Here is a 15,242-nt window from a genome sequence, read left to right on the forward strand (position 1 = left end):
AAGTTTTGCATAACTTTGGGTGCAATATTGAGCATTTTTTCAGATATATGCAAGCGTTGCTCGGAAATTTGCAGTAAATTTGCGCAATTAAAATTATAAACAGTAATATTATGGCAGCAAAACCAAGTATTCCTAAAGGAACTCGTGACTTTTCGCCGGTAGAGATGGCGAAGCGTAATTATATATTCAATACGATTCGTGACGTATATCATTTGTATGGTTTCCAGCAGATTGAGACTCCGTCGATGGAAATGCTTTCTACACTGATGGGAAAGTACGGTGATGAGGGAGATAAACTACTCTTTAAGATTCAGAATTCAGGAGATTATTTTTCCGGGATTACTGACGAAGAATTGTTGAGCCGTAATGCTGCGAAGCTGGCAAGCAAATTCTGTGAGAAAGGATTACGTTATGACCTGACTGTGCCTTTTGCCCGTTATGTGGTGATGCACCGTGATGAAATCACCTTCCCGTTCAAGCGCTATCAGATTCAACCGGTGTGGCGTGCCGACCGTCCGCAGAAGGGACGCTATCGCGAATTCTATCAATGTGACGCTGACGTGGTGGGCAGTGACTCATTGCTGAACGAAGTGGAATTGATGCAGATTGTCGATACCGTTTTTAGTCGTTTTAATATTCGTGTATGTATTAAGATTAACAACCGCAAGATTCTTTCCGGTATTGCAGAGATTATCGGTGAATCGGATAAGATTGTCGACATTACTGTGGCGATAGACAAACTGGATAAAATCGGGTTGGATAATGTAAATGCCGAGTTGAAAGATAAGGGTATCAGTGATGAGGCTATCGCCAAGTTGCAGCCGATTATCCTTCTTAGCGGAACAAATGCAGAGAAGCTTGCGACGTTGAAAAATGTACTGTCAGCCAGTGAAGTGGGATTGAAGGGAGTGGAAGAAAGCGAATTCATCTTGAATACTTTGGAAGCAATGGGATTGAAGAATGAAATCGAACTCGACTTGACTTTAGCTCGCGGACTGAACTATTATACAGGTGCTATTTTTGAAGTGAAAGCACTGGATGTACAAATCGGAAGTATCACGGGTGGCGGTCGTTATGACAACCTGACCGGTGTATTCGGTATGGCAGGAGTTTCGGGTGTCGGCATATCTTTCGGTGCAGACCGTATCTTCGACGTCTTGAACCAACTCGACCTTTATCCGAAAGAAGCCGTGAACGGAACTGAAATCCTGTTTATCAACTTCGGTGAAAAGGAAGCTGCTTTCTCTATGGGAATTTTGGCTAAAGTGCGCACTGCCGGTATCCGTGCGGAGATTTTCCCGGATGCTGCGAAGATGAAGAAGCAGATGAGCTATGCCAATGCAAAAAATATCCCGTTTGTAGCCATTGTCGGCGAAAACGAGATGAACGAAGGAAAAGTGATGTTGAAGAATATGGAGACTGGAGAACAAAACCTTGTTTCGGCAGAAGAGTTGATTGCTGCTGTGAAGAAATAAGCAGAGATTTATTATAGGATAAATTAATAATATAATAAAAGGTGTCGTTGAATGTAGAATCAGCGACACCTTTATTATTTAATAGATTGTACGTTTCAGAATTTGTAGATGGAATATGATAACAGAGCTACAATCAGAATTCAGAATTACAAATGACGTTCCGGATATAACTCATTCCACCATTCGGGACGGTCTTGCAGCCAACGTGCAAACCAGGCCATGATAGAGTTGTGCCATTTGATACGTTTGTCGTAATTTGAAATGAAATGGTTTTCGCCATCCACAGTAATAAACTCTACGGTCTTGCCTAATATCTTCAGCGCATTGAAAAGCTGGATACTTTCTCCGATAGGCACATTCGTATCCACTGTGCCATGTAGCAATAATAACGGAGTGTTAATCTTGTCGGCATTGAACAGGGAACCTTGTTTGGTGAACAGTTCCGGGTTCTTCCAGGGATAGCTGTCGGCAGCCGCAATCGCGTTGTATGAATATCCCCAGTACCCTTCTCCCCAATAACTTGTCACGTCACTGATACCTGCATGGGATACGGCAGCGGCGAAAATATCAGTCTGAGTTTGCAGGTATTGGGTCATGAATCCACCATAAGAAGCACCGATGCATCCGATTTTTTTCGCATCCACAAAGGTATGTTCCTTGCAGAACTGTTTCGTTCCTTCGATAATATCATCCGCAGTCCGTTTTCCCCAAGCATTGACGTGGCGTGCGGAAAACTCCTGACCGAAGCCGATAGTACCGCTGGGCTGAATGACATATACTACGTAATCACGTGATGCGAACAGTTGGGCGCAATATGGGTTGCCGATACCGCGTGTCGTAGGAGTGGTACCGCCGTAATAGTAAACGATTAACGGATACTTCTTGTTAGGGTCGAAGTCAGGTGGAAGACACATCTTTCCGGTGATAACTGTGCCGTCCGAAGCTGTAAAGTTCCAAGGTTCTGTTTTACCTAATTCTATTTTGTCTAGAATCGGTTTCATCGGGTCGGCAAGCAGGCGGGAAGTTTTTTTCTTCATATCGTAAAGGTAGGCGACTCCCGAAGTGCTATCCGATTGACCGATATAGGCGGCAATAGCCGGATTATATTCAGACAAGGTGAAAGTGCTGACAACATCTGTTTCGAGGTTCAACTTTTCGAAATTACCGCTTTTCGGAGAATAACGGTAGATATTCTTGCAGTCGCCGTCGTCCGTGTTGAAGTAGATACAACCGTCTCCGCGATTCCATTGCAAGGGGCTGACGGTAGGGTTGAAGTCTTTGGTTATCGGCTGGATTTTGCGCGTAGCCAAGTCCATGATAAAGGCTTGCGTGTCGAAATCATTGGCAATGGGATGACTGCCGCAGTTCTTGCCGATACCGCCGAATGCTTCGGGGCTTGCAGTCAGTAACAACTGTTTTCCGTCCGGTGAATAGCTGGCGCCACCTAGAAATCTTTCGTTATGGAAGAGCGTATCTACTTTCAGAGTCTCCAAGTCTACCAGATAAAGAGAAGACAAAGAGAAAGGACGTTGGGTGATATTTTCTTTAGAAGTACTGTACACTATATACTTTCCGTCGGGAGAAATATCCTGCAGGTAAGTGCTGTGATTGCCGTAAGTCAGCCGTTCGGAAACTCCGTTGGCTATGTCGTATTTAGCCAGGAAGCTGCGTCCCCGGGTATTGGGAATACGGTCTGCCGGACTTACAATACGGCGGAGAGCACCTTCTTCCTTTATCCCTTCCTCTCTGGGATAATAAATAAGGAAGTCCTCATTGGGCGACCATGTGAAATTCTGTTCGGGGATTCCTTTTAAAATAACCTCTTCGCGAAGGGTGGCAGGGTCGAGTGCGATTACATCGTTTCCATTTAAGGCAGTGACGGTATAATACAGCTTGTCGCTTTTCGGCATCCAGCGCATACCGTCCCTTGCGTTATCCAAAAGAACTTTTCCGGTTTTCAAGTCGCTGAGTTCGCAATAAGTGCGCGAACGTTTGGCGGAATGATTGTTCCAGTAGCGGGTTAATAAATACTTTCCGCTGGGAGAGATGGCAACAGAAATCGTCCGGTTGCCATATACGGTATTGTCGAGTGAGAAACGTTGCTTTGCGTCGGGAGTAAGCGTGCAGGCAATCTCCTTGAATTTCTCGTCTTTGATAAGTTCACATTTCAAGGTAGGAGCTGCTTTGTCTTCCGAAGCGGAAAGTAGTTTGAACGTAATCTCATAATCGCGTTCAGGCTCCATGGCGATGGCTATTTCGCGTGAAGAGGCGGAAGTGATGCTATCTTCGGCAGCGTCTTTTGTCTGCTTGGAAACTCCGTCGATAAAGACTTCCCAGCGGACGGGAGAAGTCACTTTCAGTTTCCCTTTCAGGAAGCGTTCCGCACGTATTTGCGTTTTCAGCAAGTAGAGTTTGTTGTTTTTCTCCGCTTTTTCCAGGCTCAGATAACCTGCCGTATCGACAGCCAATGACTGCATTTGAGCATCCGGCAAATCTAATACGACCGGAGTTTTGAGCAACATTTTCACTGAATGTTTTTCTCCTTTCGGGTTAATGCTGTCGTTCATAATGGGAGTACGTACCTCGATAGCATTTCGTACTTTGTAGCTTGTCAGTCTCTCTTGGGCTTGGGCTTGGAAAGCAAACCCGGTTGCCAATAAAATGGTAAAGACCATTCTTTTCTTTTTCATGTGTTGTAAGTTAATGAAGGGGTTAATAATAGATTCGGACAAATGTAAGGAATATGTTCTTAGTATACAACTAAATAACTTCCTTTTTTAATATTCAATTTGTTCAAGTATCCCATTGAGGTAGGCAATTGCTACTCCGTAATTCGTCATAGGGATATGCTGCTTCCGTGCACGGTCGATGCGGCTGAGCACATACTTGCGGTTGAACATACATGCTCCGCAATGAATGACTAAAGAATAAGGAGTCAAATCCTGTGGAAAATCCGTTCCGCCTACAATATCAATCTGCAGTTTCTCTCCGATTCTTTTTCGTAACAGGCGTGGGAGTTTCACTCTTCCGATGTCTTCGGAAAGGGGAGCATGTGTACAGGCTTCCGCTATCAGTACGCGCGATGATTCCGTCAGGCTTTCAATGGCGGCAGCACTTTCTACATAATAATGAATATCCCCTTTATATCCCGCAAAGAGAACAGAGAAAGAAGTCAGTTTGCTTTTTTCCGGTTTCTGTTCGTAGACGGTTTTGAATACTTGCGAATCGGTGATGATTAACTTCGGCGGATAGGCAAGAGCCTGTAAAGTTTCCGGAAGTTTATCGGTAGTACAAGTCATCACAAGGCATTTCTTATCCAGCAGTTCACGGATAGTCTGTACCTGTGGCAGGATGAGCCTGCCTTTAGGAGCTTGAATATCCTGTGGCATGACTAGTAACACGAGGTCATTCTCAGCGACAAGTTCTCCGGTGATACTCTGCTGACCGAAGTCCGAAGGGAGCTTTTCAAGAATCGCCTGCCGGATTTCTTCAATTCCTGTTCCTTCTTTTGCGCTGACAAGCAACGGGCGCTGGTTATATTGCAGCTCAATCCGTGCGGCCACCGCATCGGTGTTTTCGCGTATATCAATTTTGTTCAGTATCAGGATGACAGGAATATTCTTCTCTTTCAGTAGCTTCAACATTTCATCTTCCGGTGACTCCAACCTTTCTTTTTCGCAAGAAGTTGAATCATCTTCACAAAGCAGTAGCGCAATGTCTGTCTTTTCAATCGCCTTCAATGTCCGGGCGATACGCATTTCACCTAGTTCTCCTTCGTCGTCGAATCCCGGAGTATCTATAAAAAGACAAGGACCAATACCTTGAATCTCCATTGCTTTGGAAACAAGGTCGGTCGTTGTGCCGGGCGTATCCGAGACGATGGCGGTATCTTGTCCTGTCAGCGCATTGATAAGAGAAGACTTGCCGCTGTTCCGTTTGCCGAAAAGGGCTATGTGGAGTCTGTTGGCGTTGGGAGTATCTGTCAAGCTCATGTTTATTAGTGATTAGTTTGTTGGTGATTAGTGATTAATGGGTTGCGCATTAATCACTAAAATCTAAAGTCTCTTTTGCCTTCGGCGATGGCTTTGAGGTTTCGGATGGCTATTTCTCTGATTTTGGGGTTGGGGATTTGTTCCGTTTCTTTTAGAATCAGTTCCAATCCTTTCTGTCGGGTATCTTCTGAAGCATAATCTTCCAGATACTCTTTCAGAGTCATCAGGGCATTCGGTCCGCAGCAATTTGCTATCTGGCCGGATTTCACGAGCGCCATAAAGCGGTCGCCCGTCCGTCCTTCCCGATAACATGCCGTACAGAAACTGGGGATGTAGCCAAGTTCGAGTAACCAGTTGACCACCTCGTCCAATGTCCTCGTATCACTTACATCAAATTGGGCGGAGTTATTGTCGGGCAGTTCTTTTTCAGCATATCCGCCTACGCTGGTACGCGAACCGCCGCTGATTTGTGAAATCCCCAGTTCGAGCACCTTTTTCCGTGATTCCTGCGACTCGCGTGTGGAGATAATCATTCCCGTATAGGGAACCGCAATGCGGATGACAGCTACAATCTTGCTGAATATCTCATCGGAAATGGCGTTCGGGAAATCTCCCGCGTCAATATCATCCGCCGAGCAAATACGCGGCACACTGATAGTATGCGGCCCTACACCGAACCGGGCTTCCAAGTGCTCGGCATGCATCAACAAGCCTGTAAAATCGTACCGGTATGTATTCAAACCGAAAAGTACGCCTATCCCTACATCGTCAATTCCCCCTTCCATGGCGCGGTCCATAGCTTCGGTATGATAAGCGTAGTTGCTTTTCGGACCGGTAGGGTGGAGCGTTTCGTAGTTTTCCTTATGGTAAGTTTCTTGGAATAAGATATAAGTGCCGATGCCCGCTTCTTTTAAACGGCGGTAGTTCTCTACGGTGGTAGCGGCGATGTTGACATTCACCCGCCTTATCGCGCCGTTCTTATGCTTGATACTGTAAATCGTCCGGATAGATTCGAGAATATACTCTATCGGGTTCAGTGTCGGATGCTCTCCGGCTTCAAGGGCGAGACGTTTGTGCCCCATATCCTGCAAGGCAATCACTTCTCGTCGGATTTCTTCCTGTGTCAGTTTCTTACGTGCAATCGTTTTGTTCTTGGCGTGGTACGGGCAGTATATACAGCCGTTTACGCAATAATTCGACAGATAAAGCGGTGCGAACATGACGATGCGGTTGCCGTAGAACTTCTGTTTGATTTCTTTGGCGAGATGAAAGATACGTTCTATCAGGTCAGGTTGGTCGCATTCCAGCAGGACGGCTGCCTCACGGTGGGTCAGTCCCTTGCACAGGGCAGCTTTTTCAATAAGTTGTTCAATCAGTGCACGGTTATCCTTGTTGTTTTGCGCGTATTCCAGTGTATCTAGAATCTCTTCGTGGTGGATAAACTCTTCTGCTTTGGATGAATCTGCTTGGTATATCATAATTCTGTTATATTAAAGTCTCCTCTTTCGGTGGAAATCCCGTAGCCGATAGCGTCCAACTGCTTTTGTAGCGCAGCCAGTCCTTCGGCAGATTCCGCTCCGAGTGAAGCTTTGTCATTGTATAATTCATATTTCTTCCGTTCTTCCCGGGGCGACAGGTTGGGCATTACCACATTCGCTCCTGCCAGTATTCCCCGTTCTCTGCCGTCGGGAGCGAGCGTAGCCAGTGCCGTGGTTGCCGGAATCAATGCGGACGGGTGCATCAGGCGGAAGATGGATAGTAAAAGAAGGGTCTGTTCCACCGTGCCACTTGGGTATCCGGCAAAAGGTGTGTCATGGTGGGGCAGGAAAGGACCGATGCCAATCATTTCCGGACGGAGCTTTTCTATAAACCGGATATCCTCGATGATATGTTCCACCGTTTGTCCGGGACTGCCGACCATGATTCCTGTTCCCGTCTGATAACCGATGTTCTTTAAATCTTGCAAACATTGCAAACGCTGTTTGCAGGACATATCCGTCGGGTGCAGTTGTCCGTAATGCAGCTCGTTGTAGGTTTCGTGACGAAGTAAGTAGCGGTTGGCACCTGCCCGGAAGAAACGCTCGTACGCTTCGCGCGACTTTTCGCCGAGTGACAGTGTGATGGCGCAATCCGGATAATTCTGCCGGATGGCAGCGACCGTTTTTTCTATCCGGTCGTCTGTCAGGGCAGGGTCTTCTCCGCCTTGCAGCACGAAAGTGCGGAAACCCAGTTCATAACCTTGCTTGCAGCAGTCCAGGATGTTTTCTTGGGTCAGCCGGTAGCGTTCGATATTCGGGTTTCCCTTTCGGATGCCGCAGTAATAACAATTGTTCCGGCAGCAATTACTGACTTCAATCAGTCCGCGGATATAAATCTTGTTGCCGAAGTGGAGCAGGCTGACTTCCTGTGCCTGTTCGTTGATGGTCCGCAGGGTTTCTGCGTCACATTCAGTCAACAGTTGCCGGAATTCTTCCTGCCGGAGTGTTCTTTCCTGTCGGAGTTTATCTATCCATTGTTTCATAGCTCTCTTTCCGTTTGAGAAGCTCCTGTGCCAGTTGGCGACGTCCTGAAACAATATCGTTGTGCGTACTCGGCCCGGTGATGCATCCGCCTTCGCAAGCCATCACTTCAATAAACTGCCCGGCAGCTTTTCCTGTCTTGGCACAAGCACGTAGCAGGGCAATGTTCTTCTTGTTGATATCCGATACCTGTATCGCATTGATTTTCTCTGCTTCCTCTTTCAGATAAGCCTTGACTGCTCCCATCACGCCGCCTGCCTGCGCAAACCCGTGTGCTTCGCGGACGGAAGTATGCAATATGGAGAATTCCTGCACTTGCTCCAACTGGATATCCAGTCCGTCAAGAATCGAGCCCACTTCTTCAAATGTCAGAATGTAGTCCACAGCTTCATCGCGACGCACCTCTTTGCGTTTGGCCACGCAAGGACCTACGAATACGACTTTAGCGTCGGGATGTTTCTCTTTGGCAATCCGTGCCGCATAGTACATCGGCGAACCGGTGGTAGATACATAGGGTTTCATGCCCGGAATATGTTTCTCTACCAATTCTATATAAGAGGGACAACAGGAAGTAGTCATGAACGGCTGTCCTTCTTCCAGCTTCTCCAATAATTCGTGCGCTTCGTTGCTGGTAGTTGACATAGCGCCTTCGGCTACTTCAATCACATCGGTGAATCCTATTTCCTTAAAAGCGCCGTACACTTGTCCGATGGAAGTCTTGAATTGTCCGAGGATAGACGGAGCGATGATAGCGACCATCTTTTCTCCTTTACGAATCCGTTGCAGCACATCGAACGTCTGTGAAATCTCGAAGATGGCACCGAACGGACAAGCATTCATGCACTTTCCGCAATAGATGCATTTGCTTTCGTCGATATGTTCTATGCCATGTTCATCTTTACTGATAGCTTTTACCGGACAAGCTTCCTCGCAAGGCACAGGGATATATACGATAGCGTGGTAAGGACAACTTTTGTGACAGATACCGCAACTGACACATGTATCATGGTCAATCATTGCCTGACCGTTTTTCTTGAAACGTATGGCGTCCTTCGGGCAGTTCATGTAGCAACTGCGGGCTACACAGCCGCGACAAAGGTTCGTAATCTCGTAATTGATTTGTACGCAGGAAGAGCATGCTTCGTCAATAACGCACATGATATTCTCCTTGTCCGGTTCGGGACGGCTCAGCGCCATGCGTGCGTAATCGGAAAGTGGAGTTACTTCGTCGTGTTCGTCTGTCATGTCCAGCCCCATCAGCGGAAAAGTCTTGTATCTCCACACTGCCCGTTCTTTGTGTACACAGCAACGCCCTAGCGGTTTTGATTTCCGCGGACTCAGCTCGATCGGGAGTCGGTCTATCTTTTCTACTAACTGGTCGTTTTTCCAAAGTCTAACAAGGTCAGCCAGCAATTTGTGCCGGACAATCATAATATTATTCGTAAATGCCATATTGTAATAAAGAGGTTGTTAGTTAGTTGCTGCAAAGATACGAACAGAATTTCAATATTTAAGCCTTTTGTAACATTCTTGTCATTTTTTTGTAGCCCGCCGCGTGCTATCTTTGTAGTGTACAAAAAAGATGAGGAGGCAGAGGTATGAACAGCAGTATTTTTGAACAACGCGGCCGCTTTGCAATGATTGGGGCATTGATGGTAATTATCAGTTTGATGTTTTTATTCTATATGGGAAGTTCTTTGGTTAGTTCGACCAAAAAATATCTGGAACAGATACAGGGGATAGAGATTACTTGTATTGATATCGACGAATAAAAGATAGAAAACAGGGAAAAGTATGGTAATCCGGCGAAAATCATTATTTTTGTCGGAATAAAAACAAAATCTGATGGAAGAAAAGAATAAGGTCTGGACAACGGTGAGCAGCAAGTACCTGTTCCGCCGTCCGTGGCTGACTGTACGCTGCGAAGATATGTTGCTCCCGAACGGAAACCATATCCCTGAATATTACATTTTGGAGTATCCCGACTGGGTGAATACGATTGCTATAACGAAAGAAGGCAAATTTGTCTTTGTCCGTCAGTACCGCCCGGGAATCCAGCGGACTTGTTATGAACTTTGTGCCGGTGTCTGTGAAAAAGAAGATGCCTCGCCGTTAGTATCCGCCCAGCGTGAACTGTGGGAAGAAACGGGCTATGGCAAAGGGAACTGGCAGGAATATATGGTGATTTCCGCCAATCCGAGTACCCACACTAATCTGACTCATTGTTTTCTTGCCACTGATGTGGAACTGATAGACCACCAGCATTTGGAAGCTACCGGAGATATTTCCGTTCATTTGCTCACTTTGGAAGAGGTTAAGAGCTTGCTTGAAAATAATGAAATCATGCAGTCGCTGAATGCCGCTCCGCTTTGGAAATATATGGCTAACCTATAATTTTTAATCATCATCATATGAAACTGTATTATTGATTATCAATTGTTTGCAGTTTCCTTTCGTTTCTAATAATGGAAACTCTCGTATCTCTACGAGGGAACACCCGTTTCCCTACGGGGACACAGTCGTATCTCTACGAGGAAACTGGCGTTTCCTTATAGGGAAACGGATACTCATCTTATAGGATATAATTCTTTATCTTGTATCTACAGATTATTCTATCTGTTGTTCCAGATAGTATCAAATCGTTTATCAGTCATTATTATGTTGTTTCTTATGTATTAATACCTGATTCCTCAACTATTAATGTTTGAGATGTAGGGTGTTAATACTTGACGGGATAACTGTTAATACTTTGAACATCAGATATTAATGGCTTGAAGTACGTGTAGGCAGGTATGAGGGTAACTTTTGCTATCTTCTCATTTACCGGAGGTATAATGCACTAAATGGTCTGTTTACGAATATACGTCATTATAAGGAATAAACCTTTTATTTTGTTTAGAGCCTGTTTAAATTTTCTTCATATTATACCTACACTGGGTGTCATGTTTTGACTCCGCTTTACCCGGACATGACCACGTAATCTGTCAAGAAGCAAATAGAAAACATCGAGAGAAGCCCATTTCCGGCAATAGTAATAAACTGATTCCTATTTGGGGAACTCTTTGGGAAGCATACGCTACTGGCAACCTGTTTTTTTACAATAAAATGTGGCATTCCAAATCATATTTTCGCTTTCTTTTTTGCAGGTTCAGCACTTTTGTTATATATTGCACTCGGGTCCCGTTAAATCTGTCAGATACATCTTTATTATAAGTTTGCCCACTTCAAATAAAGATATTATTGGGCAGATACGAAAACCTTCTTAAAATTTCATTTCAACCATTTTTAAACAGGCTCTAAGAAAAAGAGAAAAGAATGAAAGGTTGCTGCGTAGTCTTAAATATGTAACTAATGAAACAATTAGGCATACCTTATTCATAGTATTGCAATAAAATGATTAATTAGGGAATTTATCATTTCTTGTAATTTTGAGATTAAAGAGTTGGATTATGAATTTATTAATTAAAATTAGTTAGATTATGGAAAATAGATTGAAACAGGCATTGGCAGAATTATGGGAGAAGTATAAAAGTATTGATGACATTTTATCCGAGAATACTTATTGTTATTCAGAAGTGTCGGAACAACATGATATACTTTTTACAGGAATCAATCCTTCTGCTCGTGTAAAAGATGCAACTGATTGTTCTGAAGCTCATCATTTTAAATATGAAGAAGTTATTGTAAATGATCGCTACTTTAAAACTATTGATAAGATAATTCCGAATACATTGAAAGGTAAAGTTTCTTATTTGGATTTATTTAATTACAGATGTACTAAACAAGGGGGAATTGCTAAATTTTTGAAAACTTCTGAGGGTATATCTTTCTTGGCTGAGAATTTGTGTATAAATCAGCTGTTCATTGAAAATGTCATAAGACCCAAGATTATTTGTGTAAGAAATAAAGGTTCTTGGGACTTTTGGGGTAAAAATGCCACTCCACAAAAAGATAACAATGTTTGGATGGGATATCTATTTGAAAAAGTAAAGACTTCATTTGAACAAAAAGAAGGAACATTAGAAGTCTATAGGATTGAAGGTTTAATAAATAATGAACAACGTGTTAGTTTCTCTTATCTGCCTAATACAAGATTAAAAGGAACAATTGTTATTTTTGCAAAATATTATCAATATTCAAAGAAAGAAGAACGTATTACCGAAGATATGATTGCAGAACTATATAAACTGGTAACAGAATAATAAATATACTAGCAGGAATCCCGATGTATTTGATATATCGGGATTTTTTTTATTTTGTGCATTGGTTTGGCATATCTTGCTCTCATTTTTGTGTTATTTATAAAACATAACTAATGAGGACATATAAACAAACTATATTGGAATTAATAGATGACATATCTGTTGGTACATATGAACGCCGTCAGGTACTTTTATTATCTATGCTTTGTGCCTTTGCTGGTGAAAGTATCTTCTTGTTCGGTGCGCCTGGAGTCGCTAAAAGCATGATTGCCAAACGTATAAAACTGTTATTCTATAATGCAACAGCATTTGAATATTTGATGAGTCGATTTAGTACTCCTGATGAGATATTTGGTCCTGTATCTATTCAGAAACTGAAAGACGAAGATAAATATGAACGGATGGTAGATGGCTATCTTCCTACTGCCGATATTGTCTTTTTGGATGAAATCTGGAAAGCTGGTTCTTCAATACAAAATGCTCTTCTTACAGTATTAAATGAGAAAGTTTTTCGTAATGGAGATAAGGAAATTCGATTACCTGTAAAGTTGATAATTGCTGCGAGTAATGAATTGCCTGCAGAGGGAGAAGGCTTGGATGCGTTATGGGACAGATTTCTTGTCAGATGTGTGGTTGAAAATATACAAGACAAGAATCTCTTTTATGAGATGATAACTTCTGTGCAAGATGATAATTGTCGTATTTCAATTGTAAATCCGTTTACAGAAACTGTTTATTCTCAGTGGCAAAAGAATTGTTTGGAAATTGGGGTAAATTCTATAATTAAAAATATTATAGACAGAATAAGAGATAAAATAACAGAGAGGAATCAAACGAATGTAGAGTCTGAAACTCTATATATATCTGATCGTCGTTGGAAAAAAAGCATCCATTTGATGAGGACATGTGCGCTATTGAACAATCGGCAGAAGATTGATTTTACAGACTGTTTTTTACTGGAGTACATTTTATGGAATGATAATTCACAAATCTCTTTTGTTAAAGATATGGTGAAAAAGTCCATAACAGAGGGGTTGTTGCAGCCCTATGCTGAATTGTACCAGAACTATAAAAAGGAAATAAATGAATTTCATACGGAGATAAAAAATATTATTAAAAAGAAAGGGGGACCAATGCCCAATAGTTTAATAATTGTAAGTGGATTATTTTATAAAATTAATGCTGTGGAATCACAACAAATTCTTATTCCAATTTCACTTTATAATAAGTTGTCCGGGCAAAACGAGCAGGCAAAACTTCATCAAAATGGACCGTATTGTCAACTAGCATTAGTCTCGAATTACGATTATCGTGTTCTACCGGATGTATTGGTCAGAAAAGGGGAAAATGGCTGCTTGATTATTAATGAACGGGAGTATCCTTTGGAACGTTATGATAGTCTACCTGTTATTAATCGTTTTGCAACACGGAATTATAAAATTTTGTTGGAGAAAAGAAAAGAATTAGATGAATTGAAAAAGAAACTGATACATGATATTGAACAATGGAATGAAGATATTGCAGATAATATCTTTAAGGATCAAGATTGGGTTCTGTTAGGAGAAAAAGAGCTTGTAACATTGATGGGAGAACTTTCTGCCACTATTTTTGAGTTAGGACATGAGAACTGATAAATGTAAAGAAGAATATGACCGATTGTATTTATCCATAGTTGACCGAAGAGAATATTCAGTAAAAGAGTATTTGACAGAAGTGTCTGACTCTATACCTGTTTATATTAGCGAAAATACTTCTTCAATGGAAGTATTGGAAATATATCTACAAGAATCTTTAAAGGATAAACATGATTTGACGATATTCGCTCGTGAAGAAAATTATTTTCGTCAATGTATGCAGATGGATTTTTCTTTGTTTATAAAAAAGTGGGGGGTGTTATGTAAGGCTCTAAAAAAGACTTATCAAGTGGATAATAGTTTCTTGTCCTATTTCAGTATGAAACTAGAGGCAAAGGATAAGTATGCTCAAGGGGAATTGTTACTATGGTGGAAAAAGAGATTGGCGAGAAAACAATTGGCTTATTGGATAAATCTGTTGGATTACTATAGAAATAAATTCCAAAAACTGATATATGCTGCAATAAAACAGGAACGTAGTTCTTTTATAAATAAAAGTCTTTGGTGGAGTCTTGATAAGGGAATATGGAGAGATTTGGATATTGCTATTCATTTGAAATATAAATTATTATTTGAACATAATAATTCACTTCAAAGTCTGGCAGACTCATTAGGAAGAAGGAAGGATAACAAACGAAAGGAATATAAATCGGGATATACACACAGAATAACCGATATTAATACCAATATTAATACCAAGGTTGACATTAATAGTATTTATGCGGGTAATGATTTAAGCTGTGTTTTATGCCATGAACTTGTATTATTACATCGGGACATTGATTATTTATTTTATAAGAAATACACTTCAGGTCAATTGGAACAGTGGCTATATAGAACTGAGGGATCGTCCTTAAAAAAGAGGGGAAGTGTATTTTTTGGGAAAGAAAAGGGACCTGTTATTATCTGTGTTGATACGAGTGGATCTATGGTTGGTTCTCCTGAATTTGTTGCTAAAGCAGCATGTTATGGAGTTATTCATGCGGCTTTGCAAGAAAAAAGAGAAGTATTTATTGTTGCTTTTTCTATAAATATAAAATGCATTGAACTGATAGATTGGGTGAAAGATAAATATAAGATTGAGAAGTTTTTGTCTCATTCGTTTTATGGAGGAACGCGGATGGACTCTGCTTTACGACAGACAATGGATTTATTAAATATGAATTGTTATCAACAAGCAGATGTCTTGTTGATTTCAGATTTTGTCATGCCTAGGTTGCCTTTGAAGTTTGTGAAGGATATAAAGAAATGTCAGGAACAAAAAACGGTATTTCATAGTCTTCAGATAGGCGGCTATGTTAATTACGACATTATGCAGTTGATGAATAATAGGTGGAAATATGATGAAAATAGTGGAAATATTATTTATATTAAGTGAATATTGAGTATATTGTAAGAAGTTGTGTTCTGTTTTGGCATA

General features: G+C 41.9%; 11 protein-coding genes. 6 read left to right on the forward strand and 5 right to left on the reverse strand.

Annotated features, from left to right (window positions below; all coding sequences use genetic code 11):
* Nucleotides 1–110 precede the first annotated feature (110 nt).
* A complete protein-coding gene (gene hisS / locus CLIN57ABFB40_RS02110) occupies nt 111–1,475 on the forward strand; it encodes a histidine--tRNA ligase (protein ID WP_175628678.1) in 1,365 nt (454 codons plus the stop codon).
* A 146-nt stretch (nt 1,476–1,621) separates the two neighbouring features.
* Here hisS and CLIN57ABFB40_RS02115 read toward each other — a convergent pair whose 3' ends face one another.
* The 5 genes from CLIN57ABFB40_RS02115 to CLIN57ABFB40_RS02135 all read right to left on the reverse strand — a co-directional run bounded on the left by CLIN57ABFB40_RS02115 (nt 1,622) and on the right by CLIN57ABFB40_RS02135 (nt 9,438).
* Complete coding sequence (locus tag CLIN57ABFB40_RS02115) at nt 1,622–4,150, reverse strand: prolyl oligopeptidase family serine peptidase (RefSeq protein ID WP_410489599.1); 2,529 nt, start codon at nt 4,148–4,150, stop codon at nt 1,622–1,624.
* 102 nt (nt 4,151–4,252) lie between these two features.
* Nucleotides 4,253–5,467 carry a [FeFe] hydrogenase H-cluster maturation GTPase HydF gene (gene hydF, locus CLIN57ABFB40_RS02120; protein ID WP_175628680.1) on the reverse strand — a complete coding sequence of 405 codons (1,215 nt, stop codon included), beginning with the start codon at nt 5,465–5,467 and terminating at the stop codon, nt 4,253–4,255.
* Nucleotides 5,468–5,523: 56 nt separating this feature from the next.
* Nucleotides 5,524–6,945 (reverse strand): [FeFe] hydrogenase H-cluster radical SAM maturase HydG, encoded by a 1,422-nt coding sequence (gene hydG / locus CLIN57ABFB40_RS02125; RefSeq protein WP_175628681.1) that lies wholly within the window; start codon nt 6,943–6,945, stop codon nt 5,524–5,526.
* Nucleotides 6,942–7,988, reverse strand: a complete 1,047-nt coding sequence (hydE, locus tag CLIN57ABFB40_RS02130; RefSeq protein ID WP_175628682.1) for a [FeFe] hydrogenase H-cluster radical SAM maturase HydE — start codon at nt 7,986–7,988, stop codon at nt 6,942–6,944. The genes hydG and hydE overlap by 4 nt, the downstream gene beginning before the upstream one ends.
* Nucleotides 7,969–9,438, reverse strand: a complete 1,470-nt coding sequence (locus CLIN57ABFB40_RS02135) for a 4Fe-4S dicluster domain-containing protein (RefSeq protein WP_175628683.1) — start codon at nt 9,436–9,438, stop codon at nt 7,969–7,971. Before CLIN57ABFB40_RS02135 ends, hydE begins: the two co-directional genes overlap by 20 nt.
* Nucleotides 9,439–9,584: 146 nt before the next feature.
* On the opposite strand from CLIN57ABFB40_RS02135, the gene CLIN57ABFB40_RS02140 reads away from it, so the two are divergent.
* The 5 genes from CLIN57ABFB40_RS02140 (at nt 9,585) to CLIN57ABFB40_RS02160 (ending at nt 15,200) form a co-directional block, all read left to right on the forward strand.
* Entirely contained in the window at nt 9,585–9,758 is a 174-nt protein-coding gene (locus CLIN57ABFB40_RS02140) for a hypothetical protein (RefSeq protein ID WP_175628684.1), read from the forward strand.
* A 73-nt stretch (nt 9,759–9,831) separates the two neighbouring features.
* Entirely contained in the window at nt 9,832–10,380 is a 549-nt protein-coding gene (locus tag CLIN57ABFB40_RS02145) for an NUDIX hydrolase (protein WP_175628685.1), read from the forward strand.
* Nucleotides 10,381–11,465: 1,085 nt separating this feature from the next.
* Nucleotides 11,466–12,188: a hypothetical protein gene (locus tag CLIN57ABFB40_RS02150; RefSeq protein ID WP_175628686.1), complete on the forward strand. Its 723-nt coding sequence runs from the start codon at nt 11,466–11,468 to the stop codon at nt 12,186–12,188.
* A gap of 113 nt (nt 12,189–12,301) precedes the next feature.
* Nucleotides 12,302–13,819, forward strand: a complete 1,518-nt coding sequence (locus tag CLIN57ABFB40_RS02155) for an AAA family ATPase (protein ID WP_175628687.1) — start codon at nt 12,302–12,304, stop codon at nt 13,817–13,819.
* Nucleotides 13,809–15,200, forward strand: a complete 1,392-nt coding sequence (locus CLIN57ABFB40_RS02160; RefSeq protein WP_175628688.1) for a VWA domain-containing protein — start codon at nt 13,809–13,811, stop codon at nt 15,198–15,200. The genes CLIN57ABFB40_RS02155 and CLIN57ABFB40_RS02160 overlap by 11 nt, the downstream gene beginning before the upstream one ends.
* Nucleotides 15,201–15,242: the final 42 nt, after the last annotated feature.

It is taken from the genome of Bacteroides acidifaciens, from assembly GCF_903181435.1.
GTDB lineage: Bacteria > Bacteroidota > Bacteroidia > Bacteroidales > Bacteroidaceae > Bacteroides.

Coding starts and splice junctions, on each gene's coding strand:
- CLIN57ABFB40_RS02150 (WP_175628686.1), top strand. CDS start 11,466: ATGGAAAATAGATTGAAACAGGCATTGGCAGAATTATGGGAGAAGTAT.
- hydF (WP_175628680.1), bottom strand. CDS start 5,467: ATGAGCTTGACAGATACTCCCAACGCCAACAGACTCCACATAGCCCTT.
- CLIN57ABFB40_RS02135 (WP_175628683.1), bottom strand. CDS start 9,438: ATGGCATTTACGAATAATATTATGATTGTCCGGCACAAATTGCTGGCT.
- hydG (WP_175628681.1), bottom strand. CDS start 6,945: ATGATATACCAAGCAGATTCATCCAAAGCAGAAGAGTTTATCCACCAC.
- CLIN57ABFB40_RS02145 (WP_175628685.1), top strand. CDS start 9,832: ATGGAAGAAAAGAATAAGGTCTGGACAACGGTGAGCAGCAAGTACCTG.
- hydE (WP_175628682.1), bottom strand. CDS start 7,988: ATGAAACAATGGATAGATAAACTCCGACAGGAAAGAACACTCCGGCAG.
- CLIN57ABFB40_RS02155 (WP_175628687.1), top strand. CDS start 12,302: ATGAGGACATATAAACAAACTATATTGGAATTAATAGATGACATATCT.
- CLIN57ABFB40_RS02160 (WP_175628688.1), top strand. CDS start 13,809: ATGAGAACTGATAAATGTAAAGAAGAATATGACCGATTGTATTTATCC.
- hisS (WP_175628678.1), top strand. CDS start 111: ATGGCAGCAAAACCAAGTATTCCTAAAGGAACTCGTGACTTTTCGCCG.
- CLIN57ABFB40_RS02115 (WP_410489599.1), bottom strand. CDS start 4,150: ATGGTCTTTACCATTTTATTGGCAACCGGGTTTGCTTTCCAAGCCCAA.
- CLIN57ABFB40_RS02140 (WP_175628684.1), top strand. CDS start 9,585: ATGAACAGCAGTATTTTTGAACAACGCGGCCGCTTTGCAATGATTGGG.